The following is a 25388-nucleotide window of genomic DNA, read 5'->3' as shown; positions in this document are numbered from 1 at the left end:
ATTTCTATCCTGCTCGTTCCATCACAGTGTTATCGACCCACTGACGTGCCAGATGGTCGGTTTGCTGCACGTTATCAAGTGTCATCGGGGCATCAATAAGGCCACCCGTTGCGTCAAACCTGTCCAATACGGCAGAAACGGTATCCGCCATATCAAGAAAGCCGATCCGGCCCGCAATGAAGTGATCCAGCGCGCGTTCCTTGGCGGCATTGAATACTGCGCCAGCCAGCCCACCACACTGCATTACGTCCCAGGCGAGTTTCAGGGCTGGATAGCGTGTCAGATCCGGTTCGTTAAAGCGCAGCTGTCCCAGCTTTGCCAGGTCCAGCCGCTGAACCGGCAGCTCCTGCCTGTCGGGCCAGTGCAACGCATACCCAATGGCGTGGCGCATATCGGGGGCGCCCATATGTGCCATCATCGCGCCATCCCGAAACCCGACCATTGCATGGACAATGGATTCGGGATGAACCAAAACTTCGATCTGATCCGGGGAAACTCCGAAATATTCTTTTGTTTCTATGACTTCCAGCGCCTTGTTGAACATCGAGGCACTGTCGATCGTGATCCGCTGGCCCATATCCCAATTCGGATGGCTGGACGCTTGTTCGACGGTGGCGTTTGCCAGATCTTTCAGCGGCCAATCGCGGAACGCTCCGCCACTTGCGGTGATAATCACCCTCTCGACAGCGTCGATATCTTCACCAACCAATGCCTGAAACACCGCCGAATGTTCACTGTCGACAGGAAGCAAACGCGCGCCATGGTTTTTTGCAGTGTCCAGAACCAATGATCCTGCGCAGACCAATGTTTCCTTGTTGGCCAAGGCCAGTGTTGTCCCTTGTTTCAGGGTTTCGATCCCAGGCGCAAGGCCTGCTGCTCCGACGATGGCTGACATGACCCAATCTGCCGGGCGCGCTGCGGCCTCGGCGATCGCACGCGGCCCGGCCGCCACTTCGACCCCACTTCCGGCCAGTGCGGCACGCAAATCCTCCAACCTGTCTTCGTGTGCCGTGACAGCTAGATCGGCACGCAACCGACGAGCGTCATCGGCAAGTTGTCGAATATTTGCGCCGCCTGTAAGGGCCACCACATCATAGTCTTCGGGTTTACGCGAAATCAGATCAAGCGTGTTTTGCCCAATCGAACCCGTGGCCCCAAGAACGGAAATCCGTCGCATTACATCTCACCCGGCGTGTACAGAAGCCCTGCGATCAGAACAAACACCGCAGCCCCCATCATGCCGTCGAACCGATCCAGAAATCCGCCATGGCCGGGGATCAGATTTGAACTGTCCTTGACCCCGAATTTACGTTTGATCGCGCTTTCGATTATGTCACCCGCTTGACTGGCCATTGAAGCGAGAACGGACACAACAACAAAGGCAAATCCAAAACCCGCGTGGGTTGCGAAGGCGATACCGACACAGGCCGCGGCAGCCCATCCGCCTGCCGTTCCCGACCATGTTTTCTTGGGGCTGACCTTTGGCCAGAACTTGGGTCCACCGACCATTTTACCCACAAAATAGCCCGCCACATCGGTGGCAACCACCACCGCGATCAGCCAGACCATCCAGCCAAAACCCGAGTTTTCGCGAATGGAAATGAAACCCAGACCAGCCGCAACAATCCAGACCGCGAACATTCCGTACAAGGGTTTCGAACGGCTGATCTGTCCCATGCCCACCAAAGCTGGCGCAAGCACGACTGGAAGCGTGTATAGCGCCGGCAGGTGGTAGCTGAGGATAACCGCAAACGCAGTCAGAACGCCCAACTGGACGGCCACACCCTGGCTTTCAGGGTCAATCATCCGAACCAGTTCCCAGGTCATCAGGCCACAAGCAGCCGCAATGAAGACCTCGAACCAGAGACCGCCAAGCCAGACTTCGATGGCCCCTATTGCAACCAGAACGGCGGCAGAAAGGACCCGGCTCGTCAGATCAGACCACCGGCCATCACTCATGCCAGAACCGCCCCGTACCGACGCTCTCTGGCCCCATAGTTGCGACAAAGCCGTTCGAGTTCTGCGGCGGTGAAATCCGGCCACAAGGTATCTATGAATTCGTACTCGGAATAGGCGGACTGCCACAGCAGAAAGTTCGAAATCCGTGCTTCTCCACTGGTGCGAATGACAAGGTCAGGATCCGGAAGAACGCGTGTATCCAGATACTTAGGTAACGTTTCTTCATCCACATCCTCGGGTTTAAGCCGCCCGTCGGCCACATCCCGCGCGAGACGTTTGGTCGCGCGCGCCACCTCGTCCCGACCGCCATAGTTCAGGGCGACCGTCAGATGAACAAGGTCGTTGTCCTTGGTTTCCTCTTCCAGTGAATCCATCAATTCGGTCAGTTTCGAATCCAACCTTACCCGATCACCTATGAACCGAACCCGGATGCCATTGTCCGCCAGGGTCCGTGTCTCCTTGATGATGTAGCGCCGAAACAGGCTCATCAACCCGGCCACCTCAACCTGCGTTCGCTTCCAGTTCTCGGTCGAGAATGCAAACACCGTTAGATACTTGATCCCCAGATGCGGGCAGGCCTCGACAACCTCGCGAACACGCCTCGCACCGGCATGGTGCCCAAACAACCTGGGGCGACCACGCGCCTGCGCCCAACGGCCATTGCCATCCATGATGATAGCGACATGGCGCGGGCCGCAGACCGGATCGGTTTGGGGATCTTTCGGCATCAGACCAGATCAGACCTGCATGATTTCAGTTTGCTTGGTTTCAAGCGCCGCATCGACCGCCTTGATCATCGCATCCGTGAGATCCTGCACTTCGCTTTCCCAAAGCTTCTGGTCGTCTTCAGACATACCGTCCGCTTTTGCCTTCTTGATCTGATCCATGCCATCCCGGCGCACATTGCGGATCGCGATCCGGGCGCTTTCCGCATATTGGCCAGCGACCTTGCCCAGTTCACGGCGACGCTCTTCGTTCAACTCAGGAATCGGAAGCATGATGATGGTGCCGTTCAGCTGCGGGTTGATGCCCAGGCCGCTTTCGCGAATGGCTTTTTCAACCTTCCCGACCAATGACTTATCCCACACATTTATAGTGACCATGCGGGGCTCAGGCACGTTGACGGTGCCCACCTGGTTGATCGGTGTCATCGAGCCATACGCGTCGACCATGACAGGTTCCAGCATCGAGGCCGAGGCGCGCCCGGTTCTCAGCGAGGCAAATTCGGTTCTCAGATTGGCCATTGCGCCATCCATACGGCGTTTCAGGTCATCGGTGTCCAGTTCGAAGTCGTCAGACATGCTGCTCACTCCCCGTATTCAGGTACTCTTTGGATGGGTCTTACGCCATCACATTTGGGATGTATAGCAATCATGAGGCGGTTTTGTACCAATGGCCAGAGGTGTTGCGATCATTTTGTACCAAACACGCCTCCGCAAAACCCGACACGGCGTCGTATCGGGTTTAGGCTGTCAACTGCACTCAGGCATTCACATCGACAACAACGCGCCCTTTGACCTGCCCTTTCAGGATATCGGCACCCAATTGCGGAAGGTCGGACAAAACCGCCGGTTGAATCATAGCCTCAAGCTTTTCCATCGGCAGGTCGGTCGCGATCCTTTGCCAGGCACGAACCCGGTTTTCATAGGGCTGCATCACACTGTCGATGCCAAGAAGGTTCACGCCGCGCAGCAGGAAGGGAATCACCGTTGCAGGAAGCGCCGCGCCGCCCGCAAGACCCACGGCCGCAACCGAACAGCCGTATTTCATTTGCCCAAGCACACGCGCCAGCATCGCACCGCCCACGGCATCCACGCAGCCCGCCCAGGTTTCACTTTCCAGTGGGCGCTTGGTTGTCTCATTCAGCTCATCGCGGGGCACTATTGTCGTTGCGCCCAGCGATTTCAGATAATCGCCGGTTTCAGGTCGCCCGGTCACGGCGGCCACCTCATACCCGAGATGGCCCAGAATGGCAGTGGCCACCGACCCAACACCACCGGCCGCCCCGGTTACCAGAACCGGACCGCGATCGGGGGTCAGCCCGTGATCCTCCAGTGCCATCACGGCCAGCATCGCGGTAAACCCGGCGGTGCCTACGGCCATCGCCTGCCGGGCATCAAGCCTATCTGGCAGAGGCACCAGCCAGTCCGCCTTGGCACTGGCTTTCTGCGAATATCCACCCCAATGCGCCTCGCCTACCCGCCACCCGGTCAGAACAACCTTGTCACCCGGCTTGTAACGCGCATCGGTCGATGCCTCGACGGTACCGGCGTAATCAATTCCGGGAACATGCGGATACGCCCGCACCAAACCGCCCCCCTTCGGGGACAGGCACAAACCATCCTTGTAGTTCACTGTGGAATATTCAACCGCGACCGTGACGTCGCCATGCGGCAGATCATCCAGCGTAAGCTGCCTGACCGACGCGCTCGCCAAACCGCTTTCTTCGTCCTTGTCCATCACAAGTGCATTGAACATCTCTCAATTCCTTTCGTGTTTCTGTAACCGGCCCGCTGCTTCACCTGGCCCTAAATATCCCGGGGCAGTCGCGCAGCGACGGGGGCAGCGCCCCCATCCCCCCCCTTTAAATCCAGAAATGCGACTGCACGGTCGCGCGGCGCATCCCATCTGGCGTTTCCACGTCCAGCTCCGTTCCCGCATCCCAATGGCTCAGGCGTACCATGCCAATGGCTACGTTGGTGTTGAAATCGGGTGACCACGCGGCCGAGGTCACCTGCCCCACACGCTTGCCGTCGGCGTAAAGGCCCCATGGGCGGTCGCAGCCAGGCACCGGATCGCCCGTAATGGCGATGGGGCGGATTTGCTGAACGGGCCCCTCCTTGGCCACACGCAGCAACGCGTCCCTGCCGATACAGCCAATCGCGGTATGTGTGTTGCAGAACTTGCCCAGACCGCACTCATGCGGGGTGTTGTCGTCGGTCATGTCATTGCCATAGGACAGCAGACCGCCTTCAATCCGTTCGATCAGGTTCGGGCATCCGGCGCGCACCTGCAAATCTTCCCCTGCCGCAAACAGAGCGTTCCACAGGGGCATGCCGATATCGCTGCCTTCCACATAAATCTCGAACCCGCCCTGTTTGGAATAACCGGATCGCGCCACAGCCAGATCGCGACCTTCAAACTGGAACATATCGAATTTGAAGAACCGGATGTCGCGCACCCGGTCGCCAAAGACACGCGCCATCAGATCGTCAGCTTTGGGACCCTGAACAGCAAGAGGTGACACATCCGGTTCGTCCACCAGCACATCCAGACGATATCCAACGGCGATTCCCTTGACCCACAACAACAGATCGCTGTCAGCGATAGAAATCCACCAGCGGTCTTCGGACAGTTTTACCGCAACCGGGTCATTCAGCATGCCTCCGGTTTCATCCACGATGGGGACATAGAAACATTGCCCCGGCAGCATCCCCCGCAAATCGCGCGGGGTCAGCATCTGCATCAGGCGCGCGGCGTCCGGTCCACGCAGCTCGATCTGCCGCTCGCACGCGACATCCCAGACCTGTGCATGGGATTTCAGATGCCGGTAATCGGCTTCGACGCTTTCGAAGACCGTGGGCAACAGCATACGATTATAAACCGTGTACCCCTTGACCCCTGCGGCTTCGACCCCGTCTGAAAACGGTGTGCGCCGCAAGCGGCGCGAAGCGGAAATCTGCGGCATTCAAACCTCCTCGGGCATAAAGACGATGTCGCTAACGGGCGCTTGCGACCGAACTTCGGTCAGCACTTTGAGCAATGGACCCCCATGGTGGGTCTGATGGTTGAAGAAATGGATCACATAGTTTTCGTAAGGCATTGTGACATCGACCTCTTTTGCGGCGAAGCACCAGATGGGTGTCCTCGGGATCGGGTCAGATCCAGATATGACACTGCTCGCTTTGCCAGCGATTAAAGCGCGCCATCTCTTGCGCATAAGCGCCGGTGATCATCACTTGGGCCCGTGCCAATCAATCGGACAGATTTCAGCCGACTTGCCGCCAAAATCCCAAACGCGCCCGTAGTCGCGCACTTTCGACTTGGTGCCACGCGCCACGATGATGTCAGGACCCATCCAGTATTTTGAGTTTGAAACCATCACGGGATGCTCGGGGTCTTTGCCTGCCAGCATCTCGATCTCACCCTGAATCTTGCGACCTATCATGATGCGGCGTTTGGTGCCGTCACGCTCGATCTGAACCGGCGCCCGTTCGGCCCCGATGATTTCACTGACGAGCATGGTGAACAGACCGGTGGTGCCGCCCGCCTGCCCGCTGAAGATTTGCAGCAGCCCGTTATAGGCTTTGCCGCTGGCGCGTTCATCGACGTAAGCCGCCACTTTCCACTGGCCTTCACCCATCCGGCCGGGAATATCGACCAGCAGGCCGACATTCAGACCCGACAGGTCCTCGCCCTCGTAATGGCCCTTATCAACGATAATACCCATCCAGGCATGACAATGCCCTTCGGTCGGAGGGTGCGCGCCCAGCGAAACGACGCAGGGGCAGAACACATCACACGAGCAGTTCAGGATCAACTCCCCCTTGATGGCCCAGTCCGTCGGACTCATCTCGCGCCGTTTGGGATTGGGCATACGGCTGTCGATACGCTGGCTGACGGGCAACCGGTCGGCATCTGGTTTTCTGTTCTTAGCCATTGGCTTATCCTCCGTAGCTAATATGGTAGACGAGCAGGAAAAGACCGCCCGCAATCAATGCAAATCCCACCGGTCGGGTTACAGCATGCCCGATCTGGGGAAGTTTTTCCAAAACCATGAACAGGGTCGCAAGACCCATCCACAACAGGCTCATGACGCCGCCCACAAAACCCAGCGCCATAAAACCCCAGCAGCATCCGACGCAGAAGACACCGAGGCCTAGCCCCATGCGAACACCGCCCGCAAATCCGGTTTTCCAATGGCCCAGGAAATAGGTCATCGGGGCGTGGCACACGCCATGGCAGACCTCTTTGACGCGCGAGAACTGAAACGCGCCAACCGCTATCATCAACCCGCCCGCAACCCAGCCGGATCTGGCAATGCCCAGCATGTCGATCACGCCACCAAACAGCAAAGCCTGTTGCGTTCCCGCGATCACAGCCGCAAACCCGACCCAAACCAAGGAATACCCTGCAAGCACACCCAGCCACCCGGCACGGGTGCCATTGGCACTGCGGATCAGGTCGTCATAACTGCGCAGGGTTGGCACAAGCGTCGGCAGCATCATGGCGGCCATCATGATCGCCCACATCCAGAACAGCGTGCCAAACTCGGCCATGGGCATGTACATGTCCATGCGCGGGTCCATCGCAGCCATCGCCTGCCCCATAGGCCCCGGACGACCGATCAGGTCCAAGTCCATGTCGCGGCCCATCGCGAACATGACCCACCATGCCCACAGGATCAGGACATAAAAGCCCAGCCACATTCCGCTGCGCAGCCAAGTACGACTCACTTCGGCCTCCCGACTCAACTCTCTTGCTTTTCAAATGTCAGACTTTTAAATGTCAGACAAATAAAAATTTACTCAGGGTCTTCTGAATATGAAAATAGCGCCTCGGAAAACCGCCGACCTGTCTGCCCAGATTGCACAAGCCATCCGGGACGCGATTGTTTCGGGCGAGTTGATTGTGGATGCGCGTCTGCCCTCGGAAGCGGAACTTTCCGAGCAATTTCAAGTTTCGCGCCCAACGGTGCGTGAGGCTTTGAAACGACTGGCGGCGCAATCCCTGATCCGCACACAGCGTGGCGCAACCGGAGGTGCGTTCGTAAACCGTCTGAGTTTCGAAGATGCCTATTCTCAGCAGATCACAACCTCGACCCTGCTGCTGTCGATGAACGCTGTCAGCTTTGATACGGCCTGCGAGGCCCGCTATGCGCTGGAGCGGGCCTGTGCCCCCCTGTCTGCCCAGAGACGAACAGCGGATCAGCTTGCCACGATGCGGGCGGAAATCTTTCGCCAGTCCCAGCCCGGTCTGACGGATGAGGCGTTTTGTGCATCAGACGTCACCTTCCACAGGGCCCTGGTGGACGGGGCCGACAACCCGGTCCTGTCCTATCAACTGGCTGGCGCGGTCGAGGCGATGCAGCCTTTGATGAACATGATTACCTTCACGGCACGTTCGCGCGAAGAAATCATCGCATTGCACACCAGAATTGCAGACGCGCTTGAGGCCAGAGACGCAGATACCGTCGACGCCGCGCTGGTCGATCTGGAGCATTACACACAGCAACTGGCCCACGATGTGGCCGAACGCAAACGTAAACCGGCCTGAAGGCTTAAACAGAAACATACTTTAAAGGCAGAGGTCGAGCAGGCAGAATGTCATCCGGCATCAAGACCGGAACTCTCAATAAGAATTGAATGACAATGATTTACGGGAGGACGTTATGAACAAAAGACCGGACCCAACCTTTTATCCTTCGGCCAAGCTGGCGATGGAGGGCCCCGCAGAAACGCTTGCTTTCACGCTGATGCTCAGCCCCGATTTTTCGCAACCCGACGGGCTGGCAGTAGTGAATGTCGATCCAACCTCGGCCGATTTCGGGAAGATCGTGCATCAGGTGATCATGCCCGAAAAAGGCGACGAGTTTCACCATTTTGGTTGGAATGCCTGTTCCTCATCGCTGTCACCGCTCAGTGGTCATGCGTTTCTGGAACGTCGCTATCTGATAATCCCCGGTATCCGGTCGAGCCGGATATACATCATCGATGTAAAGAACCCGCTTGAGGCGAAGATTCACAAGATCATCGAACCCGAGGAAGTCTTTGACAAAACAGGGTATTCACGACCACACACGATCCATTGCGGGCCGGAAGGCATCTATGTGAGCACGCTGGGCGGTGGCGGTGAGGACGGCACGGATGGCCCTCCGGGTATTTTCATCATGGATTGTGAAACCTTCGAGATCATCGGGCGCTATGAGATCGAGCGCGGCGTGCAGGACAAGCACTATGATTTCTGGTGGAATCTGCCGCGCGATTACATGGTAAGTTCCGAATGGGGCCTTCCCCCGCAATTTGAAAACGGGCTGGTGGCCGAGGATCTGCTTTCGAACAAATACGGTCACCGCATCCATTTCTGGAACCTGCGCAACCGGACCAATATCCAAACCATCGATCTGGGCGAAAACCACCAGATGGCGCTGGAAATCCGGCCCGCGCATGATCCAGTCAAACAATACGGGTTCTGTGGTGTTGTCGTCGACACCACCAACCTGCAAGGCGCAATCTTTACGTGGTGGCGCAATGAAGATGGCACGTTCGAAGCCAAGAAAACGATCACCATCGACCCGCAACCCGCTGATCCTGATGATCTTCCTGATCTTCTCAAGGGGTTTGCCGCCGTACCACCACTGGTCACCGATATCGACCTGAGCCTGGATGACAAATACCTTTATGTCGCTTGCTGGGGCACCGGCGAGATGCATCAATATGATGTATCCGATCCGATGAACCCGACCCTTGCCGGGAAGGTCGAAATCGGAGGGATTGTCAAAAAGACCAAACATCCGAACGGTCAGACCTTTGGCTATGGGCCACAAATGGTCGAGATCAGCCGCGATGGTAAACGCGTTTATTGGACCAATTCACTTTATTCCACGTGGGACGATCAGTTCTATCCCGAAGAAGGCGGCGCGGCCATGGTCAAGGCGGATGTCGGTGAGAATGGCGGGCTGGTTTTGGACCAGAAATTCTGGGTTGATTTCCCCAAAGGATATCGCAGCCACCAAATCCGGCTGGAGGGCGGAGATTGCTCAACCGACAGTTTCTGCTACCCCTCGGTCTGAATTGGAGATTATGATGACATCAACGGCTGGCCTTTGGCTGGCCGTTGTTCTGAGCGGCGCGTATCACGGGCTGAACCCCGGGATGGGCTGGCCGCTGGCGGTTTCCTCGGCGCTGATGGAGCAGCGCCAATCCGCCCTCTGGCGCGCGCTGGCGGCTTTGGCCGGCGGGCATTTTGTTGCCATGCTGGGAGTCCTTCTGCCCTTTGCCCTGATGGCCGTTCTGCTCGATTATCAACGGGAAATCCGCATCGGGGCTGCGTTGATTGTCATCGCGATGGGGCTTTACATTGTGATCACCCGCCGTCATCCCCGTTTTCTGTCGCGCATACCGCCCAGCAAACTGGCGCTGTGGTCGTTTCTGGTGGCGCTTGCCCACGGGGCCGCCCTTATGCTGGTTCCGATCTATCTTGGTCTGTGCCAGTTGGATGAACTGGATGCCGGTCATCAGGCGATCTCCAAAATCATGACGACAAACGGTCTGCTGGTTCTGGGAGTTGCGGCCTTGCACACCGCCGCCATGGTTCTGGGCGGAGGGTTTCTGGCCTTCGCTGTTTATCGTTGGCTGGGGCTGCGTTTCCTGTCCCGCAGCTGGTTCAACTTGGAACTCATCTGGGCGCTCAGCCTTGTTTTAGTTGGTCTTTTGGGGCTGTGGTCGGCGGTTTAATCGCTTTCCTTTGGGCCGCAACACACTATCCTTAGGTGCTAGTAATACAATTCAATGAGGCCCGGATGATCACTACCCTGAATGTCATTGCCGCGTTGCTGACAATCGGTTTTGGCCTGTTCGGCTTTCTGGCGCCAGTTCATACCGCCAACGCGCTGGATCTTGCACCTACCAACAGCACCATGGGTCTGAGCGAGTTGCGCGCTTCGGTCGGAGGGCTGTTTGTGGTCTCGGGCATTGCTGTCATCTGGCTGAATGCTCCGATGGCCTACACGATGCTGGGCATAGTCTATGCGGGTGCCGCATTGGGCCGCTTCCTGTCACTGGCGCTGGATAACCCGCCTTTTGTGAAGGCAGCAACCTTTGGTGGAATCGAACTGGTGCTGGCGATATGGTTGATCGCCGCAAACTTCAATCGGGCCGCGTAACACACTGTAATTAAGCCTAACAAAGATGTGCAATCCGGGTTTGCATCCGCCGCTGACCTCACCTATATATGAGGTGTCCTTCGGGACTATGGACATAAACGCGCTCGTAATAAGCGGATCGGACCCGGGGGCGGTACCCGGCGGCTCCACCAAATTCCTTCGTTTGAGGATCACGGGGCCGAAACAGGATCGACGAACGTCTAAAGGGGTAAGCTTTGTCTCGGCTGTCTGCCACCGTTACCGGCGAAAACAGTACAATTGCAAACGACAATCGTGCTCCGGTTGCAGTTGCTGCGTAAGCAGTAACAAGACCGAAACTTAAGTCCTTGCGCCTAGCCGCGTAAGGCGGGGTTCGCAGGTACCTGGCAACAGAAACCTGCACTTCCGCCCAATATGTCTGATATTTATGCCGCCTTTGCGCAGATTCAGAGTTTGTTCATTCCTTTTTGCCATCGTATTCGCAGTTGGACAGGAGCGTTGGGATGACAAATTCGGAGATACTCAGATCCTGGTATTCTGAGGTTTGGGAAAACGGAAACACCGAGGCAATCGATCAGTTCTTTGCGCCCGAAACCATGGCCGAGGGGCTGATCCCCGAAATGCAGGTGGGTGCAGACGATTTTCGGGACCTCGTAACGGCTTTTCGTCATGTCTTGGGGGATATCAAGGTGGATTTGCCCAAGATCATCGAGAATGGCGATTGGGTATCCGCCATCCTGCATGTGCAGACGTGCCGGGCCGATAATGGTGCCCCTTTGGAGGTCACCGGTCAGGTCATGGCCCGGTTTAAAGACAATAAGATGGTCGAAGCGTATAATCATTTCGATTTCATCTCGTTCTTTGAGGAGATGGGCCAGTTTCCCGCCGACACCCTTCCTGTTTGCATGACCGGTCAGCGGCTCGACTGGGCCTGACGGTACAAACCGCAAACTTGACCCCCTATGTTCTTGCGCGGTAGCACTGGCACAGGGGGTCAACTTGCGAACACCCCGTGAGGCGTCAGCCCAAGCTTCGCATGGATCCGAACGACTAAAGGAGACATGCTATGGCTGCTCTTAACGCCATCACACCGACCCAATTGAGCCGGTTAATCGGAACGCCTCGGGCGCCGGTTCTGATCGATATACGCACCGATGCGGATTTCAGCGACGATCCGCGGCTGATTCCGGGGTCAATTCGCTGCCCGCACACGGAAATCGACGCGATGAGTCGTCTGATTGGCAACGACCCTTGTGTAATTATCTGCCACAAAGGCAAAAAGCTGAGTCAGGGGGTGGCATCCTGGCTGCGCGGGATGGGCAAAAACGCCGAACATCTGGAAGGCGGGTTTGAAGGGTGGCACGAACAGCGCGAGGCGCCGTTGGTCCCACAGTCGATTCTGCCGGCGCCCATTAATGGCAGCACATTGTGGGTTACGCGCCAAAGGCCCAAAATTGACCGTATCGCCTGCCCCTGGCTGATCCGCCGGTTTGTCGATCGCAATGCACGGTTCCTTTTCGTCGCGTCGGAAGAAGTTCAGGGAGTCGTTGATCACTTTGGTGCCACCCCCTTTGACGTTCCGAATACATTTTGGACGCATCGGGACAGCGGCTGCACATTTGACACGATGATCCGGGCATTTCACCTGCGAACCGAGGCGCTTGAGCGTATGGCCCGGATCATTCGCGCTGCGGATACCGACCAGAATGATCTGGCCCCGGAAGCCGCTGGGTTGCTGGCGTTCTCGGTCGGTTTGTCCCGCCAGTATCGCGATGATCATGCTCAGCTTGAAGCCGGGTTGCACCTTTATGATGCCCTGTTCCGCTGGGCACGCGACGGGTTTGATGAAAAGCATGACTGGCCATCGGGTCATGGCGCATGAGACCTACGGCACTGGACCTTTTCAAGGTATTCGGACGGATCGGCCTGTTGTCATTTGGGGGCCCGGCTGCCCAGATCTCGCTGATGCATCAGGAGCTGGTCGAGCGCAGGCCCTGGCTGGATGAACAGACCTATCTGCGTGCGCTTTCCTTGTGCATGTTGCTGCCCGGTCCCGAGGCAATGCAATTGGCAACCTACGCAGGCTGGCGCTTGCGCGGTGTCGCGGGCGGGCTGATTGCGGGCAGCCTGTTCGTTTTGCCAGGGGCGTTTGTCATTGCTGTCCTGGTCGCGCTTTATTCAGCATTGGCGACGTTCCACTGGTGCAATCCGCATTTACCGGCATCAAGGCGACCGTCATCGTTATCGTCCTGCAAGCCCTGCGCAAGCTGTCAGGTAAGGCGCTGACGGATACGGAACATCGTGTCATCGCAGGCCTATCGTTTCTGTCAATCTTTCTGTTCAACCTGCCCTTCCCGCTGATCATTCTGATCGCGGCCCTGTGGGGGTATTTGCGTTATAATGGATTCATTGGGGCAACCGCTGTTCAGGACACGCCGAACTTTGCTCGTTCGGCCCGGACGATAGCGGTCTGGTTGCCGCTTTGGCTGGGGCCGCTTGTTGCTTTGACACTCAGCGGCCATCAATTGCTCAGCGATCTGGGGTGGTTCTTTGCCCGTCTGGCTGTTGTGACCTTTGGCGGCGCCTATGCCGTTCTCGCCTATATGTCGCAAACCGTTGTGGATCAGTATCACTGGATCAGTGCAGACCAGATGATTGACGGATTGGGGCTCGCAGAAACCACCCCCGGGCCATTGATACTGGTTACACAGTTTGTCGCCATGCTGGCGGGACAGATCAACGGTGGATTCTCACTGGCGCTTGCTGCGGGCGCTGTTGCGTTGTGGGCAACGTTTGTGCCCTGCTTTTTGTGGATTTTCCTGACGGCCCCTTACCTTGACCGTCTGGCCACACGTCCCCGCCTGTCTGCCGCCCTTCACGGTATCACCGCCGCCGTTGTCGGAGTGATTCTCAACCTTTCCGTGTGGTTTGCCCTGAATGTTCTTTTCGAATCGGTGCCAGACATGAATTTGGGTCCGGCGGCAATACCCGTGCCCAAAGTGTCTTCGCTGAACATTCCGGCTCTTGCATTAACCTTTATTGCTGGAATATTGATATTTCGACTAAAATTGGGGATCGGAACAGTGTTGGTTCTGATGTCACTGGCAGGGCTGGTTGCGCATAATATCTGATCAATCCGATCATACCTGCCCTTTCGTTTCCGAACAAAACCCCTATGCTGAGCTTAACCACTTTTGAGGATGACACATGTCGCAAGGCATCGACTATGGCAACCTGATGCACACCGCCATGCGCGGGCTTATCAAGACTGTGCTGACGGATGTTTCGAAATCCGGTCTGCCCGGAGCGCATCACTTTTTCATTACCTTCGACACACGCGAAGATGGCGTGGATATCGCCGATTGGCTGCGCGACCGGTATCCGGAAGAAATGACAATCGTCATGCAGCACTGGTTTGAAAACCTCGAGGTCGGAGAGAACGGATTCGCCATTACCCTTAATTTCGGAGACGCGCCGGAACCGCTTTACATCCCCTATGGCGCGATCAAGACCTTTGTCGATCCATCGGTGGAATTTGGACTGCGGTTCGAAAGCCCGGACGACGAAGATGAGGACGATTATGTTGCAGAGGACTTGATCGAGGTCGAAGAGGAAGAACAGGCGCATCACGACGCCGATGTCGTGTCGCTGGACAGCTTCCGCAAATAAGCCTTTGAGCCCTGCCCTGCGCGGGGTTCAGCGTTTCATCAGAAATGTTTCGACAGATCGGGATTTCTGACCGTCTATGAAGCGCGAGAATGACAGATTCAGCCCGTCTTCGGCCAGGGTTCGGTCGAACTGCTGCAATTCATATCCGCCGTCAACGTCAATGAACAACGAAAACACCGTCAGCGTTTCGCCTTCGATACGCCCCCAGACGAAGGGTTCACCTTTCATCGGATCCAGCGGAACCTCATGACCGAACACGTTGCGTTTCATTGCGGCTGAAAACACATCCGGGCGGTCCGAGGGCACGAAGTCGATGGAAAACTGCTGTTCTTTTACCCGCCCGTCCAGCTTGTAGGTCGTGGTTTGCCAGCTGACGTTGAACCCGTTTTTGGTCTCGAAAATGGAAACGCTCATATCCCGCGGGGTTGAGGTTCCGTCCGCATCCACGACATTTGCCGAGCCCACATAATCCCCCAGGAACGGGGTAATGTCCGCGGCGCGCGCTGGTGCGCCCAGAACAGACAGCCACAAAGCACAGACAGCAAATAACACGATCGCTTTTTCAAGCGTAATGCGATGGAAATTTGACATCTTGTCCTCCAAGGCGGCTACGAACCTATTGTAGCTGAGAGGGGGCCGCGCACAATGGCACATTCCCCGACGATTACAATTAAAGTGACGCACCCCGCGCCTATACCTTTGACGCCCTTGGGTTTAAGGTGCGCGCAACTGGCCGATTGCGTCACGGCTTAGCTGCGGCTAAACGGCATACAACAGCATACCAGACGGAGTGACAGATGTCTCAGACCCGCACCGAATCCGACAGCTTTGGCCCGCTCGAGGTTCCTGCCGACAAGTATTGGGGCGCGCAAACGCAGCGTTCGATCATGAACTTCCCGATCGGTTGGGAAAAACAACCCATTGCCATTGTGCGTGCGCTGGGCGTGATCAAGCAAGCCTGCGCGATGGAAAACAAAGCGACCGGCAAGCTGGATGCCAGGATTGCCGACGCCATAATTCAGGCTGCGGGTGAGGTGATCGAAGGCAAGTTTGACGAAAACTTTCCGCTGGTTGTTTGGCAGACGGGTTCCGGCACCCAGTCGAACATGAACTCGAACGAGGTCATCGCGAACCGCGCCATCGAAATTCTGGGCGGTGTCATCGGTTCAAAAGACCCCGTGCATCCGAACGATCACTGCAACATGGGTCAGTCGTCGAATGACACCTTTCCGACCGCAATGCACATCGCTACAGCGATGAGTGTTCGTGACGTCCTACTGCCCGGGCTTGAAAAGCTGGCCTCAGGTCTTGAGCAGAAGGCTGATGAGTTCAAGGACATCATCAAGATCGGCCGGACCCATACGCAGGATGCAACGCCTCTGACACTGGGGCAGGAATTCAGCGGTTATGCCCACCAGATTCGTCAGGGGATTGCACGCGTTCACGCAGCGCTGCCCGGCATCTACGAACTGGCGCAGGGCGGCACCGCCGTAGGCACCGGCCTGAACACCCAAAACGGTTGGGGCGAAGCGGTTGCGGGCCATATGGCGCAGATCACCGGCCTGCCCTTCGTGACTGCGCCGAACAAATTCGAAGCGCTGGCCGCCCATGACGCCATGGTCTTTATGTCCGGGGCTTTGGCGACCATCGCAGGCAGCTGTTACAAGATTGCCAACGACATCCGTTTCCTGGGCTCTGGCCCGCGTTCGGGGCTTGGAGAACTGATCCTGCCCGAGAACGAGCCCGGCTCGTCCATCATGCCCGGCAAGGTGAACCCGACCCAGGCCGAGGCTCTGACACAGGTTGCTGCGCACGTAATGGGCAACAACGCCGCGATGAATTTTGCAGGCAGTCAGGGCCATTTCGAGCTGAACGTCTATAACCCGATGATGTCCTACAATCTGTTGCAATCCATCCAGTTGCTGGGCGACGCCGCCGACAGCTTTACCGAGCGGATGTTGCTGGGCATCAAGGCCAATGAGCCGCGCATCGACAAGCTGATGAAGGAATCGCTGATGCTGGTGACGGCGCTGGCCCCGACCATCGGCTATGACAACGCCACCACGGTCGCCAAGACCGCGCATAAGAACGGCACAACCCTCAAGGAAGAAGCCATTGCGCTGGGGTTTGTGGACGAGGCAACGTTTGACGCCGTTGTCCGCCCCGAACAGATGATCGGCCCGAAAGACTGATGGGCAAGCCGGTCAACCTGAACCGGTATCGAAAAAAAAAGGCGCGGGCCGAAAAGAAGGCCCGCGCAGATCAGAATGCCGTCTCCTTTGGGCGCACCAAGTCCGAGAAAACAATCGTCAGGCTTCAGCAGGACAAGCAGAGGCGTGACCTTGACAATCACGAGCAGGATGAATGAGCGGTCGACCGATAAAACGTTCATTGACCCTCAAAGGACACCGGACATCTGTCTCGCTTGAAGATGAGTTTTGGCGGGCATTTCGCGACATTGCGAAAGAAAAAGATCAGCCAATCAATGCACTGGCCGCGCAAATTGATGTTGACCGCGACCCGGAAACCGGATTGGCCTCGGCTATTCGCGTGTTTATTCTGAACTGGTACCGAGACAAGGTTTAACGCTTGTCAGATCTTGGTTGTTGAGTGTAACTTCGCCGCAGAACAAAAAGGGTACACTCATGGGAAGCACGGTATTGGGACCTGACGGTCAACCTCGGTGTTCCTGGTGCCAGGCGGCGCCGGAATTCTTTGACTATCATGACACCGAATGGGGCTTTCCGGTCTCGGATGACCGGCGACTGTTCGAGAAACTGTGCCTGGAAAGCTTTCAGTCGGGTCTTAGCTGGCGCACGATCCTGAACAAGCGCGAGAATTTCCGAGAAGCGTTTTACGGGTTTGATTTCAACAAGATGGCCGACTTCTCTGAAGTTGATATTGAACGTCTGCTGCAAAATGATGGGATCATTCGCCACCGGGGCAAGATCGAGGCGGTGATCAACAACGCCCGCCGCGCGCAGGAACTGGTGGCATCGGAAGGATCGCTGGCGGCTTATGTCTGGCGGTATGAGGCGGAAACCCCGCCGCCGCCACAATCGGCATCCACATCGCCCGAGTCGGTGGCAATGTCGAAGGACCTCAAGAAACGGGGCTGGAAATTTGTTGGCCCCACGACGGTGTTTGCGTTCATGCAGGCCATGGGGCTGGTCAATGACCATGCCGAAGGCTGTATCAGCAGAAAAAAAGCGGCACAGTTGCGCCGCTCTTTCACGAAACCTGTCTGAGGATCAGACCGAGGCTTTGAAAATCTTGTCGATATTGCCGCCCAAAGCGGTGTTGAATTCGGCATCCGACTGCTGTTTCGAGAGACCTTCGGTCAGTGCGCGAGAGAAAGACGCAATCATCTTGCCGTTTTGCCCCAACAGGTCGCAGGCCTCTTCGGTCGAATACCCACCTGACAGCGCAACAACGCGCAGAACGCGCGGATGGTCGGCCAGTTCGTCATACAGGTTTGCCTGTGTCGGGATCGTCAGCTTCAGCATGACCTCCTGCCCCTCATCCAGCTGGTCGAGGTTCTTCAGGATTTCAGCTTTCAGAATCTCCTCGGCCTCGGCCTTGGTTTCTGAATGAATGTTGACCTCAGGCTCGACGATTGGGACCATTCCGGCGTCAGTCACTTCACGGGCAACGTCGAATTGCTGGGCGACCACGGCCGCGATGCCTTCGGCATTGGCCTCGTGGATGACCGAACGTTCTTTGGTACCGAACACGCCTTCTGCCTTAGCCAGCGTGTCGGCCAGACCGGGGATCGGTTTCATCAACTGAACACCGTTGGCCTGATCATCAAGGCCCTTGTCGATTTTCAGGAATGGCACGATTCCTTTGACTGACCAGAGGTAATCAGCGACTTTGCGGCCCTCGATCTCTTCACCAAGGGTGCGTTCGAACAGGATCGCACCGATGACTTTGTCTTTGGTGAAGTCATTTGCCAGAATGATCCGCGCGCGCATCTTTTGAATTTCGCCGAACATCTCAGCGTCCGAGCTGTAGGTCGATGCGTCAACGCCGTACAACGCCAGAGCTTTCGGGGTCGAGCCGCCGCTTTGATCCAATGCCGCGATAAAGCCTGCGCCGTTGATCATCTGCGCGCGCTGTTCTGCTTTGGCCATAATGTTTTCCCGTTCAATGATGATTCCGATGTCTTCCCCCGCATACATCACAGTCAGGACCGATGGTAGTTTGTTAGCGCTCAACCAGCCGCAACCATATGCCATCCCTGGATCGAACGGTCAGATGGGCCACCGGAACCGGCGTTTTGCCGCTGATTGTTTCGAATTTGAAATTCCGCACCAGCATCGACAGGATCAGCGGCCCTTCGACCATGGCAAACCCGGCCCCGGTACAGACGCGGGGACCTGCGGAAAACGGGATATATGCCTTACGCTGGCATGTTTTGCCGTTTTCACTGTTCCAGCGGGTCGGGTCAAAGCCGTCGGGATTGTCCCATAACCGTTCGTGACGGTGCAGGTGCCAGGGGCTGATTACGATTTGTGACCCGTTGGGAACGTCCCTGTTTCGGAACTGGTGTGGGCACGTGGCCTCTCGCACCATCATGGGAACCGGCGGGTACAGGCGCAGTGCCTCGCGAAACACGTCGCGGCTGATCTTGAGTTTGGAAACCGAGGCAAAGGTCGGATCGTCCAGAGCGGCAGCTTCGTCAGCAATCCTTTCCTGCCATTCGGGATAAAGCGCCAGCAGGTACAATGTCCACGCCAGGGCCGATGCGCTGGTTTCATGGCCTGCCAGAAAGAAGATCGCGACCTGATCGACCATTTCTTTGGGCCCGAAAAACTGACCGGTTTCAGGGTCAGCGGTTGTCATGATCTTGGTTGCCAGATCATCGGGGGCGGTTCCGGCCTTGATCGCCTCTGCCCGCTCATGGGTCAGGTCAGTGATCAGGTTACGAATGTCTTCGGCGTTTTTCCGTGTCGTCCGGGAGTGGAACCGAGGCATCCATTTGGGCAGCGGAACGAAAGCTGCAAGGTTCAGCAGAGGTTGTTCACGCTGGTAGTTGCGGAACTTTTCAAACACCTTGCTGGCTATGGCGTGGTCGATCGGCACCGAAAACAAGGTGCGAAAAATCACATCTGCTGCGGCGTGGCTTGTCTGTTCTTCGACTTCGATCTGTTTGCCGCCATGGGGGCGCAACCGCTCAACACAAGCGTCTGCTGCGGCCAGCATTGCGGGAAACGTGTCTTTCAGCCGCCCGCCCTCAAATGCGGGGTCAATGATGCGCCGCTGACGTTTCCACGTCTCTCCATTGGTTAGGAACACCGAATTTCCAAGCAAGGGGCGCAGGCCTTCGCTGATCCGGCCCGATTTAGGAAAATCTTCGGGGCTTTTCCTGAGGACGATGTCAATCAGGTCCGGTTCATTGACCAGGAAGGACCGAAAGAAGGGTGTCCTGAATTCGGCCATCCACGCGCGATAAAGGCGCGCTGGCTGCGCAGACAGCAGATCCTGACGAAACAGTTTCAGGTAACGCAATAGGGAAACCTTGTCTGCGCGTGGCTGGGGCTTTGGCGGGTTCATGGGCGAACCGACGTGTATTTGGACACAGGCGTCTCAATCCGGCTGCGTGAGGGGGCACGTCCTCGGAACCGCTGTTTCAGCGTCAAAGGGCCTGCTGTTATTCGGAAATAGTCGTAAATACCCGGCGTATCGAATGCGCAAAGGTACTGAAAATGCAGCCGGAAGAACCGCCAGCGCAGGGCTTTCCAACGTTCAGGCGCCAGAGTTTGCGTAAAGGCCGCCGACAGGACAAGCGGCCAGCGTTTGTCCGACCCGGCCACCCCTGTAACGGCCACCGGATCACACAGCGCAAATGCGCAGCCATCCCCGGGGGCCGAGACATCGACCCACGTGATGTCCGGACTGGAAGACAGGAATTGAAGGTCGGACCGAAGGCCATGCGCATTTGGCAGAAAGGACACCATAGGCATCACCTGCCCCAGGCTGAGGAACGACAACTCTGCCCCCTGTTGCGGCACGGCCCTGTCGCGGATCAGGTCGGCCAGAACAGACACCCCCAGATGCGCACCCGAACTGTGGCCCACCACCAGAACCTCATCCACACCAGATATCAGCGCGGCCTCAATCGCTTTGCGGAATGCGGCCAGCCTGTCTTTCAGTTTTAGCGGAGTTTCCCCCTTTAACTGTGCGGAATAGGCGTAATCATGCATCAGGTAGTAGGCAAACAACCGGTTGTCGATCTTGCGGAACCACAGCATCAGCGCAACCGCAACGGCAATACCCGGTAACAGACCCCACCAGCCAGCCATCGCCACACATGCCCACGCGACTACAAACGCAACCAGCAGCTGAGACACCAACATCGCCACCGGATAGAGCGCCGCAATCACCGGGCCTTTGCGCAACCGCATCAGGCGCCACAAAGCACCGGTCGAAATGTATATCCACGCCGTGTGGGCCAACTGCGCATAGGTGGCAGGGATCGACGCGGACATGCTGTCGCGCACGATGTCTGACCAGACCAGTACTTCAATTTCAGTCTCGACGGACGCACCGTCCTGAATGGACGTCACGGACCAGCCGAACAGACCCTCCGCGGACTTTGGAGCCATGGCGATCTCATATCCCGAAATCCGGGCCTGCGCTTGCGACTCGGTTCGGTAAAGCTCGCGATATCGTCGCGGCGGCATCGGGTCATAACCAGGGATGTAGAACACCCGGCGTTTGCGCACCTGTGACTGATTTCTCTGACTGCTCATGCCTTTACCTTCTGCCGCGCAGGTTAACGCAGGCTTTAGGTCAAGGTAAGGGGGGCAGACGCTCAGCCGAAATTCGCAAGTGCCGGGAAGGTTTCCAGCAACCACCAGCTGAAGCGGGTGAACAGGCCTGTCACCAGCATGATGCCCACGAACAGCAGCAGCCCGCCCATGACCTTTTCGATCACACCCATATAGGCCTTGATCCGGTTCATCACCGTCATAGAGCGGTTTAGGAACATGGCTGCGAGCAGGAACGGAATACCCAATCCGGCTGCATAGACACCCAGCAACAGCGTGCCCCGCGCCACCGAGGCCTCGTTCGCCGCAAGGGACAGGATCGCGCCCAGTTGGGGCCCGATACAGGGCGTCCAGCCGAATGCGAAGGCCAATCCAAGAATATAAGCACCAAAGACCGAGCCACCGGAATCAGCGGTTTCGATCCGCGCTTCGCGGTCCAGAAAGGGGATGCGGAAGACATTCAGGAAATGCAGGCCAAAGACAATGACAACGGCACCGGACAGCTTGGCAAAAAGCACCTGATTTTGCAGCACGAACACTCCAAAGGCAGATGCGGTAAAGCCCAACAGCAGAAAAACCGTCGACAGGCCCAGCACAAAGAACAGCGCTGACATGGTTGCCTTGCGCCGGGCGCGGGTCTCATCCTGCATTTCGTTGATCGTGACACCGCTCATATATGCCAGATAGGGCGGCACGATGGGCAGCACACAAGGCGACAGAAAGCTGATCAGGCCACCCAGCAGGGCAACAAACATGGCGGGCAGCAGCCCCGCGTCTATGATTTCAATTCCGAACATGTCTAAGCACATAAGTGATGATTGGCGGTCCGTCACGGGGCCAATGAGTCACATCCTCGTGCTTGGAATCTGGACAATATTACAACTACGCCCTATCCCGAAAATCATGTCAGAGATTACAGATACGCTGGATGCGCTGGGCCTTCTTTGCCCGCTGCCCGTCCTCAAGGCCCGCAAACGGCTGAAATCCATGCCGCAAGGTTCTGTGTTGCGTGTACTGGCTGATGACCCGGCAGCCATCATCGATGTCCCGCATTTTTGCGCCGAAGCTGGCCACACATTGCTGTCTCAGGATTTGGATGGCGAACATCAGGTCTATCTGATCCAAAAATCCGACTGACTTAATGATATAAAAAAGGCGGGCAAATCTGCCCGCCCTTTCATCAGTTGCCCAACGACCACCATCCGCGCCGTTTGGGCCTGTCGGATTTTGGCTCAGGTTCATCTGCCACAGTTTCAAGCACCGGTTCAGGTTCTGCTGCCACGGGCGTTTCTTCCACGGGCGCGTCTTCGACCGGCTCATCCGCAGATTGAATTTCAGGTTCCTCCACCGCAACGACCGCTTCAGCTTGCGCGACTTCCTCAGTCTGCTCGGCAACCTCTGTTGCTTCCGGCTTAGCGTCAGCAGTCTCAGCCGCTTCGCTTTGCTCGGCGGCTGCCGCCTCGGCAGGTTCGGCTTCGGCGACTGAGTCCGCCTCTTCAACCACCGGTGCATCAGCCCCGGAATCGGCATCTGTTACTTCTGTCTGTTCCGAAGCCTCTTCTGCCACCGCATCTTTCTTACGACGGCGCGGAGCGCGCTTGCGTTTGGGCTTGGCGGGTTTTTCCTCTTCCGTCGCTTCGGCATCGGTTGCCTCGACAGCGGTCTCGGTTTCAGCGGATTCGCCTGCGGCATCCTCCTGCTCTGTCCCTTCACCGTCATCCGCGCCCTGTTCCGGCGCGTCACCATTGCCCCCGCCCTTCTTGCGACGACGACGGCGGCGCTTGCGCTTGGGTTTGGTGTCATCTTCGGTCGGCCCGATATCCTCTTCGGTTTCTTCCTCGTCCGAAGAATCGACCAGATCCATCAGCGAGGCATCGACCGACACGACAGGTGCTGTCGCTTCGGGAACAATGCGGCTGGCGGTCTTGAATTTCTCCATCGAGAAATCCGGGCTGACCAGATGCACATCGCCTTCGATCCGTACAGACAGGCCATAGCGCGATTCGATCTGTGCAATATGCTCGCGCTTCTGGTTCATCAGGAAATTCGCGATACTGACCGGGCAGCGCACCAGAACCTCGCGTGAGCGGCGGCGCGTGCCTTCCTCTTCGATCTGACGCAGGATCGACAGCGCCATGTTGTCGTCCGAACGGATCAGGCCGGTGCCGTGGCATGCCGGGCATGGCTGCGTGGTCGCCTCGATCATACCGGGGCGCAGCCTCTGACGGCTCATCTCGAGAAGGCCAAAACCCGAAATCCGGCCGACCTGAATGCGGGCACGGTCGGTTTTCAGCTTGTCCTTCAGACGCTTTTCAACGGACGCATTGTTCTTGCGCTCGTCCATATCGATGAAATCGATGACAATCAGACCGGCAAGGTCACGCAGACGCAACTGGCGGGCCACTTCTTCCGCAGCCTCAAGGTTGGTTTTCAGCGCCGTTTCCTCGATCGAGCCTTCTTTCGTGGCCCGGCCCGAGTTCACGTCGATCGCCACCAGCGCTTCGGTCACGCCGATCACGATATACCCGCCAGATTTCAGCTGAACAGTCGGGTTGAACATCCCCGCCAGGTAGCTTTCCACCTGATAGCGCGCAAACAGCGGCAGCGCGTCCTCGTACCGTTTCACATTCTTGGCGTGCGACGGCATGATCATCTTCATGAAGTCTTTGGCGATGCGGTATCCGCCTTCGCCCTCGACCAGAACCTCATCGATATCGCGGTTATAAAGGTCCCGGATCGACCGTTTGATCAGATCGCCTTCTTCATAGATCTTCGCAGGTGCGATGGATTCCAGGGTCAATGCCCGGATCTGCTCCCACAGGCGTTGCAGGTATTCATAGTCGCGCTTGATTTCCGATTTGGTGCGCTTGGCGCCCGCAGTCCGGATAATCAAACCCGCCCCCGTGGGCACATCAATATCCGCGGCGATTTCTTTCAGTTTCTTGCGGTCAACCGCGTTGGTGATCTTGCGGCTGATCCCACCGCCACGGGCGGTGTTTGGCATCAGAACACAATAGCGACCGGCCAGCGACAGATATGTCGTCAGGGCTGCCCCTTTGTTGCCGCGCTCTTCCTTGACGACCTGCACCAGCAACACCTGGCGCACTTTGATCACTTCCTGAATCTTATACCGGCGTGGGCGTGGCTTGCGCGGAGGGCGGATGTCTTCGCTGTCGTCTTCCTCGGCCACGGATTCAATCGTGTCATCTTTCGCGGCAGCGTCAGCGTGTTCTTCATCAGCGTCGCCATCATCTGCGTCCTGGTCATCTTCAGACAATTCAGACGCTTCATCGCCATCGTCAGCGCTTGAAACATCCGCCGCGTCATCAGAATCCCCTGCTGCGTCGTCTTGTGAAGACTCAACTGTTTCAGCCTCTGCCTCGTCTTCCGAAGCCGTTCCCTCTACAGTGTCATCTGACACAGCTTCCGGCGCTTCGTTGTCCTCAGGCTCCTCAACAGGGGTCTCAGCGACGACTTCCATTGGCGATGTCCCCTCGGGCACCTCCATGTCCGCTTCGTCACTTTCGTCAAAATCGATGGTTTCCATACCGGTCGGCTCGGTCGAAACTTCCATCGTTTCGACCAAATCGTCCGACTTCAGATCCGCGGCCTTCGATCGGGACCGAGAACGCCGCTTTTTCGGCTTGCCCTCGTCGGCCTCATCCCGCGCCTTCATGGCCTCGGCATAAGCGCGCTCTTCCTCCATCAACGCCTCGCGGTCGGCGATGGGGATCTGGTAATAGTCCGGGTGAATTTCCGAAAACGCCAGGAAGCCGTGCCGGTTCCCACCATAATCCACAAAGGCCGCCTGAAGCGACGGCTCAACCCGAGTTACTTTTGCAAGATAGATGTTGCCAGCAAGCTGGCGCTTGTTTTCGGATTCAAAATCGAACTCCTCGACCTTGTTTCCGTCGACCACCACGACGCGGGTTTCCTCCGCGTGGGTGGCATCGATAAGCATTTTCTTAGCCATGTGTCCTTGGTGCACCGCGCCAAACGCGTTGTCCTGACCCGTCCAGGTGGACAGGAACATTTGGGGAGGTGTCTTGTCAGGGCGATATAGGACGGCGCGCGGCAGGGTCTGGCGCTGTGGCCCCCTGCCCGGTCACTCAATCGTTGCGCGC

27 protein-coding genes, 1 other RNA gene and 1 pseudogene are annotated in these 25388 nt (G+C 57.2%); 14 read left to right on the top strand and 15 right to left on the bottom strand.

What is annotated here, in order from left to right:
- Nucleotides 1-4 precede the first annotated feature (4 nt).
- The 9 genes from dxr to AC2FLO_RS11455 all read right to left on the bottom strand — a co-directional run bounded on the left by dxr (nucleotide 5) and on the right by AC2FLO_RS11455 (nucleotide 7388).
- Nucleotides 5-1177: a 1-deoxy-D-xylulose-5-phosphate reductoisomerase gene (gene dxr / locus AC2FLO_RS11495; RefSeq protein WP_496751878.1), complete on the bottom strand. Its 1173-nt coding sequence runs from the start codon at nucleotides 1175-1177 to the stop codon at nucleotides 5-7.
- Complete coding sequence (locus AC2FLO_RS11490; protein WP_496751880.1) at nucleotides 1177-1959, bottom strand: phosphatidate cytidylyltransferase; 783 nt, start codon at nucleotides 1957-1959, stop codon at nucleotides 1177-1179. The genes dxr and AC2FLO_RS11490 overlap by 1 nt, the downstream gene beginning before the upstream one ends.
- Nucleotides 1956-2687, bottom strand: a complete 732-nt coding sequence (uppS, locus tag AC2FLO_RS11485; protein ID WP_480505250.1) for an undecaprenyl pyrophosphate synthase — start codon at nucleotides 2685-2687, stop codon at nucleotides 1956-1958. The genes AC2FLO_RS11490 and uppS overlap by 4 nt, the downstream gene beginning before the upstream one ends.
- Nucleotides 2688-2696: 9 nt before the next feature.
- Entirely contained in the window at nucleotides 2697-3260 is a 564-nt protein-coding gene (gene frr, locus AC2FLO_RS11480) for a ribosome recycling factor (RefSeq protein ID WP_480481034.1), read from the bottom strand.
- Between the two features lie 181 nt (nucleotides 3261-3441).
- On the bottom strand, nucleotides 3442-4437 hold the full coding sequence (gene acuI / locus AC2FLO_RS11475; protein ID WP_496751883.1) for an acryloyl-CoA reductase: 996 nt from the start codon (nucleotides 4435-4437) through the stop codon (nucleotides 3442-3444).
- 106 nt (nucleotides 4438-4543) lie between these two features.
- The gene (locus tag AC2FLO_RS11470) at nucleotides 4544-5647 is read right to left on the bottom strand and encodes a dimethylsulfoniopropionate demethylase (RefSeq protein ID WP_496751885.1); all 1104 of its coding nucleotides are present in this window, start codon (nucleotides 5645-5647) and stop codon (nucleotides 4544-4546) included.
- Nucleotides 5648-5782, bottom strand: a complete 135-nt coding sequence (locus tag AC2FLO_RS11465; protein WP_480869273.1) for a hypothetical protein — start codon at nucleotides 5780-5782, stop codon at nucleotides 5648-5650.
- 132 nt (nucleotides 5783-5914) lie between these two features.
- Complete coding sequence (locus tag AC2FLO_RS11460; RefSeq protein WP_496751887.1) at nucleotides 5915-6619, bottom strand: DUF1326 domain-containing protein; 705 nt, start codon at nucleotides 6617-6619, stop codon at nucleotides 5915-5917.
- A gap of 4 nt (nucleotides 6620-6623) precedes the next feature.
- Entirely contained in the window at nucleotides 6624-7388 is a 765-nt protein-coding gene (locus AC2FLO_RS11455; RefSeq protein ID WP_496751984.1) for a DUF2182 domain-containing protein, read from the bottom strand.
- Nucleotides 7389-7503: 115 nt separating this feature from the next.
- Here AC2FLO_RS11455 and AC2FLO_RS11450 point away from each other — a divergent pair, with 115 nt between their 5' ends.
- The 9 genes and pseudogenes from AC2FLO_RS11450 (at nucleotide 7504) to AC2FLO_RS11410 (ending at nucleotide 14491) form a co-directional block, all read left to right on the top strand.
- A complete protein-coding gene (locus AC2FLO_RS11450) occupies nucleotides 7504-8235 on the top strand; it encodes a FadR/GntR family transcriptional regulator (protein WP_267364368.1) in 732 nt (243 codons plus the stop codon).
- Between the two features lie 115 nt (nucleotides 8236-8350).
- Nucleotides 8351-9751: a selenium-binding protein SBP56-related protein gene (locus AC2FLO_RS11445; RefSeq protein WP_496751888.1), complete on the top strand. Its 1401-nt coding sequence runs from the start codon at nucleotides 8351-8353 to the stop codon at nucleotides 9749-9751.
- Between the two features lie 13 nt (nucleotides 9752-9764).
- Nucleotides 9765-10415 carry a hypothetical protein gene (locus AC2FLO_RS11440; RefSeq protein WP_496751889.1) on the top strand — a complete coding sequence of 217 codons (651 nt, stop codon included), beginning with the start codon at nucleotides 9765-9767 and terminating at the stop codon, nucleotides 10413-10415.
- Nucleotides 10416-10480: 65 nt separating this feature from the next.
- A complete protein-coding gene (locus AC2FLO_RS11435; RefSeq protein ID WP_480537818.1) occupies nucleotides 10481-10843 on the top strand; it encodes a DUF4345 family protein in 363 nt (120 codons plus the stop codon).
- 36 nt (nucleotides 10844-10879) lie between these two features.
- Nucleotides 10880-11226: a transfer-messenger RNA gene (ssrA, locus tag AC2FLO_RS11430) on the top strand.
- 99 nt (nucleotides 11227-11325) lie between these two features.
- The gene (locus AC2FLO_RS11425; RefSeq protein WP_267364373.1) at nucleotides 11326-11757 is read left to right on the top strand and encodes an ester cyclase; all 432 of its coding nucleotides are present in this window, start codon (nucleotides 11326-11328) and stop codon (nucleotides 11755-11757) included.
- A gap of 131 nt (nucleotides 11758-11888) precedes the next feature.
- Nucleotides 11889-12704, top strand: a complete 816-nt coding sequence (locus AC2FLO_RS11420) for a chromate resistance protein ChrB domain-containing protein (protein WP_496751890.1) — start codon at nucleotides 11889-11891, stop codon at nucleotides 12702-12704.
- Nucleotides 12701-13953: pseudogene (gene chrA / locus AC2FLO_RS11415) on the top strand (chromate efflux transporter). Before AC2FLO_RS11420 ends, chrA begins: the two are co-directional and overlap by 4 nt.
- Nucleotides 13954-14029: 76 nt before the next feature.
- Nucleotides 14030-14491 carry an SspB family protein gene (locus AC2FLO_RS11410; protein ID WP_480481054.1) on the top strand — a complete coding sequence of 154 codons (462 nt, stop codon included), beginning with the start codon at nucleotides 14030-14032 and terminating at the stop codon, nucleotides 14489-14491.
- Nucleotides 14492-14518: 27 nt separating this feature from the next.
- Here AC2FLO_RS11410 and AC2FLO_RS11405 read toward each other — a convergent pair whose 3' ends face one another.
- Complete coding sequence (locus AC2FLO_RS11405; protein WP_480919515.1) at nucleotides 14519-15082, bottom strand: hypothetical protein; 564 nt, start codon at nucleotides 15080-15082, stop codon at nucleotides 14519-14521.
- A 206-nt stretch (nucleotides 15083-15288) separates the two neighbouring features.
- Here AC2FLO_RS11405 and fumC point away from each other — a divergent pair, with 206 nt between their 5' ends.
- Genes fumC through AC2FLO_RS11385 form a run of 4 tightly spaced genes read left to right on the top strand, consistent with a single transcriptional unit; the run spans nucleotide 15289 to nucleotide 17739 of the window.
- Nucleotides 15289-16683 carry a class II fumarate hydratase gene (fumC, locus tag AC2FLO_RS11400; RefSeq protein WP_496751894.1) on the top strand — a complete coding sequence of 465 codons (1395 nt, stop codon included), beginning with the start codon at nucleotides 15289-15291 and terminating at the stop codon, nucleotides 16681-16683.
- Nucleotides 16683-16859: a DUF4169 family protein gene (locus AC2FLO_RS11395; protein ID WP_496751896.1), complete on the top strand. Its 177-nt coding sequence runs from the start codon at nucleotides 16683-16685 to the stop codon at nucleotides 16857-16859. Before fumC ends, AC2FLO_RS11395 begins: the two co-directional genes overlap by 1 nt.
- Nucleotides 16856-17077 (top strand): ribbon-helix-helix domain-containing protein, encoded by a 222-nt coding sequence (locus AC2FLO_RS11390; protein WP_267364385.1) that lies wholly within the window; start codon nucleotides 16856-16858, stop codon nucleotides 17075-17077. Before AC2FLO_RS11395 ends, AC2FLO_RS11390 begins: the two co-directional genes overlap by 4 nt.
- A gap of 59 nt (nucleotides 17078-17136) precedes the next feature.
- Nucleotides 17137-17739: a DNA-3-methyladenine glycosylase I gene (locus AC2FLO_RS11385; protein WP_496751898.1), complete on the top strand. Its 603-nt coding sequence runs from the start codon at nucleotides 17137-17139 to the stop codon at nucleotides 17737-17739.
- A gap of 3 nt (nucleotides 17740-17742) precedes the next feature.
- On the opposite strand, the gene AC2FLO_RS11380 is transcribed toward AC2FLO_RS11385, so the two are convergent.
- The 4 genes from AC2FLO_RS11380 to AC2FLO_RS11365 all read right to left on the bottom strand — a co-directional run bounded on the left by AC2FLO_RS11380 (nucleotide 17743) and on the right by AC2FLO_RS11365 (nucleotide 22061).
- A complete protein-coding gene (locus AC2FLO_RS11380) occupies nucleotides 17743-18624 on the bottom strand; it encodes a fructose bisphosphate aldolase (protein ID WP_496751900.1) in 882 nt (293 codons plus the stop codon).
- Between the two features lie 73 nt (nucleotides 18625-18697).
- Nucleotides 18698-20047: a cytochrome P450 gene (locus AC2FLO_RS11375; RefSeq protein ID WP_496751901.1), complete on the bottom strand. Its 1350-nt coding sequence runs from the start codon at nucleotides 20045-20047 to the stop codon at nucleotides 18698-18700.
- A complete protein-coding gene (locus AC2FLO_RS11370; protein WP_496751903.1) occupies nucleotides 20044-21246 on the bottom strand; it encodes a hypothetical protein in 1203 nt (400 codons plus the stop codon). The genes AC2FLO_RS11375 and AC2FLO_RS11370 overlap by 4 nt, the downstream gene beginning before the upstream one ends.
- Before the next feature lie 62 nt (nucleotides 21247-21308).
- A complete protein-coding gene (locus tag AC2FLO_RS11365) occupies nucleotides 21309-22061 on the bottom strand; it encodes a cytochrome c biogenesis CcdA family protein (RefSeq protein WP_496751904.1) in 753 nt (250 codons plus the stop codon).
- A 106-nt stretch (nucleotides 22062-22167) separates the two neighbouring features.
- On the opposite strand from AC2FLO_RS11365, the gene AC2FLO_RS11360 reads away from it, so the two are divergent.
- Nucleotides 22168-22401, top strand: a complete 234-nt coding sequence (locus AC2FLO_RS11360) for a sulfurtransferase TusA family protein (RefSeq protein ID WP_480481072.1) — start codon at nucleotides 22168-22170, stop codon at nucleotides 22399-22401.
- Nucleotides 22402-22444: 43 nt separating this feature from the next.
- On the opposite strand, the gene AC2FLO_RS11355 is transcribed toward AC2FLO_RS11360, so the two are convergent.
- Nucleotides 22445-25237, bottom strand: a complete 2793-nt coding sequence (locus AC2FLO_RS11355; protein ID WP_496751906.1) for an Rne/Rng family ribonuclease — start codon at nucleotides 25235-25237, stop codon at nucleotides 22445-22447.
- Between the last annotated feature and the right edge of the window lie 151 nt (nucleotides 25238-25388).

The sequence above is a fragment of the Ruegeria sp. TASC047 genome (assembly GCF_059612445.1).
The sequence above is the reverse complement of the archived record's forward strand: the minus strand, read 5'-3'. Positions and strand labels throughout refer to the sequence as shown.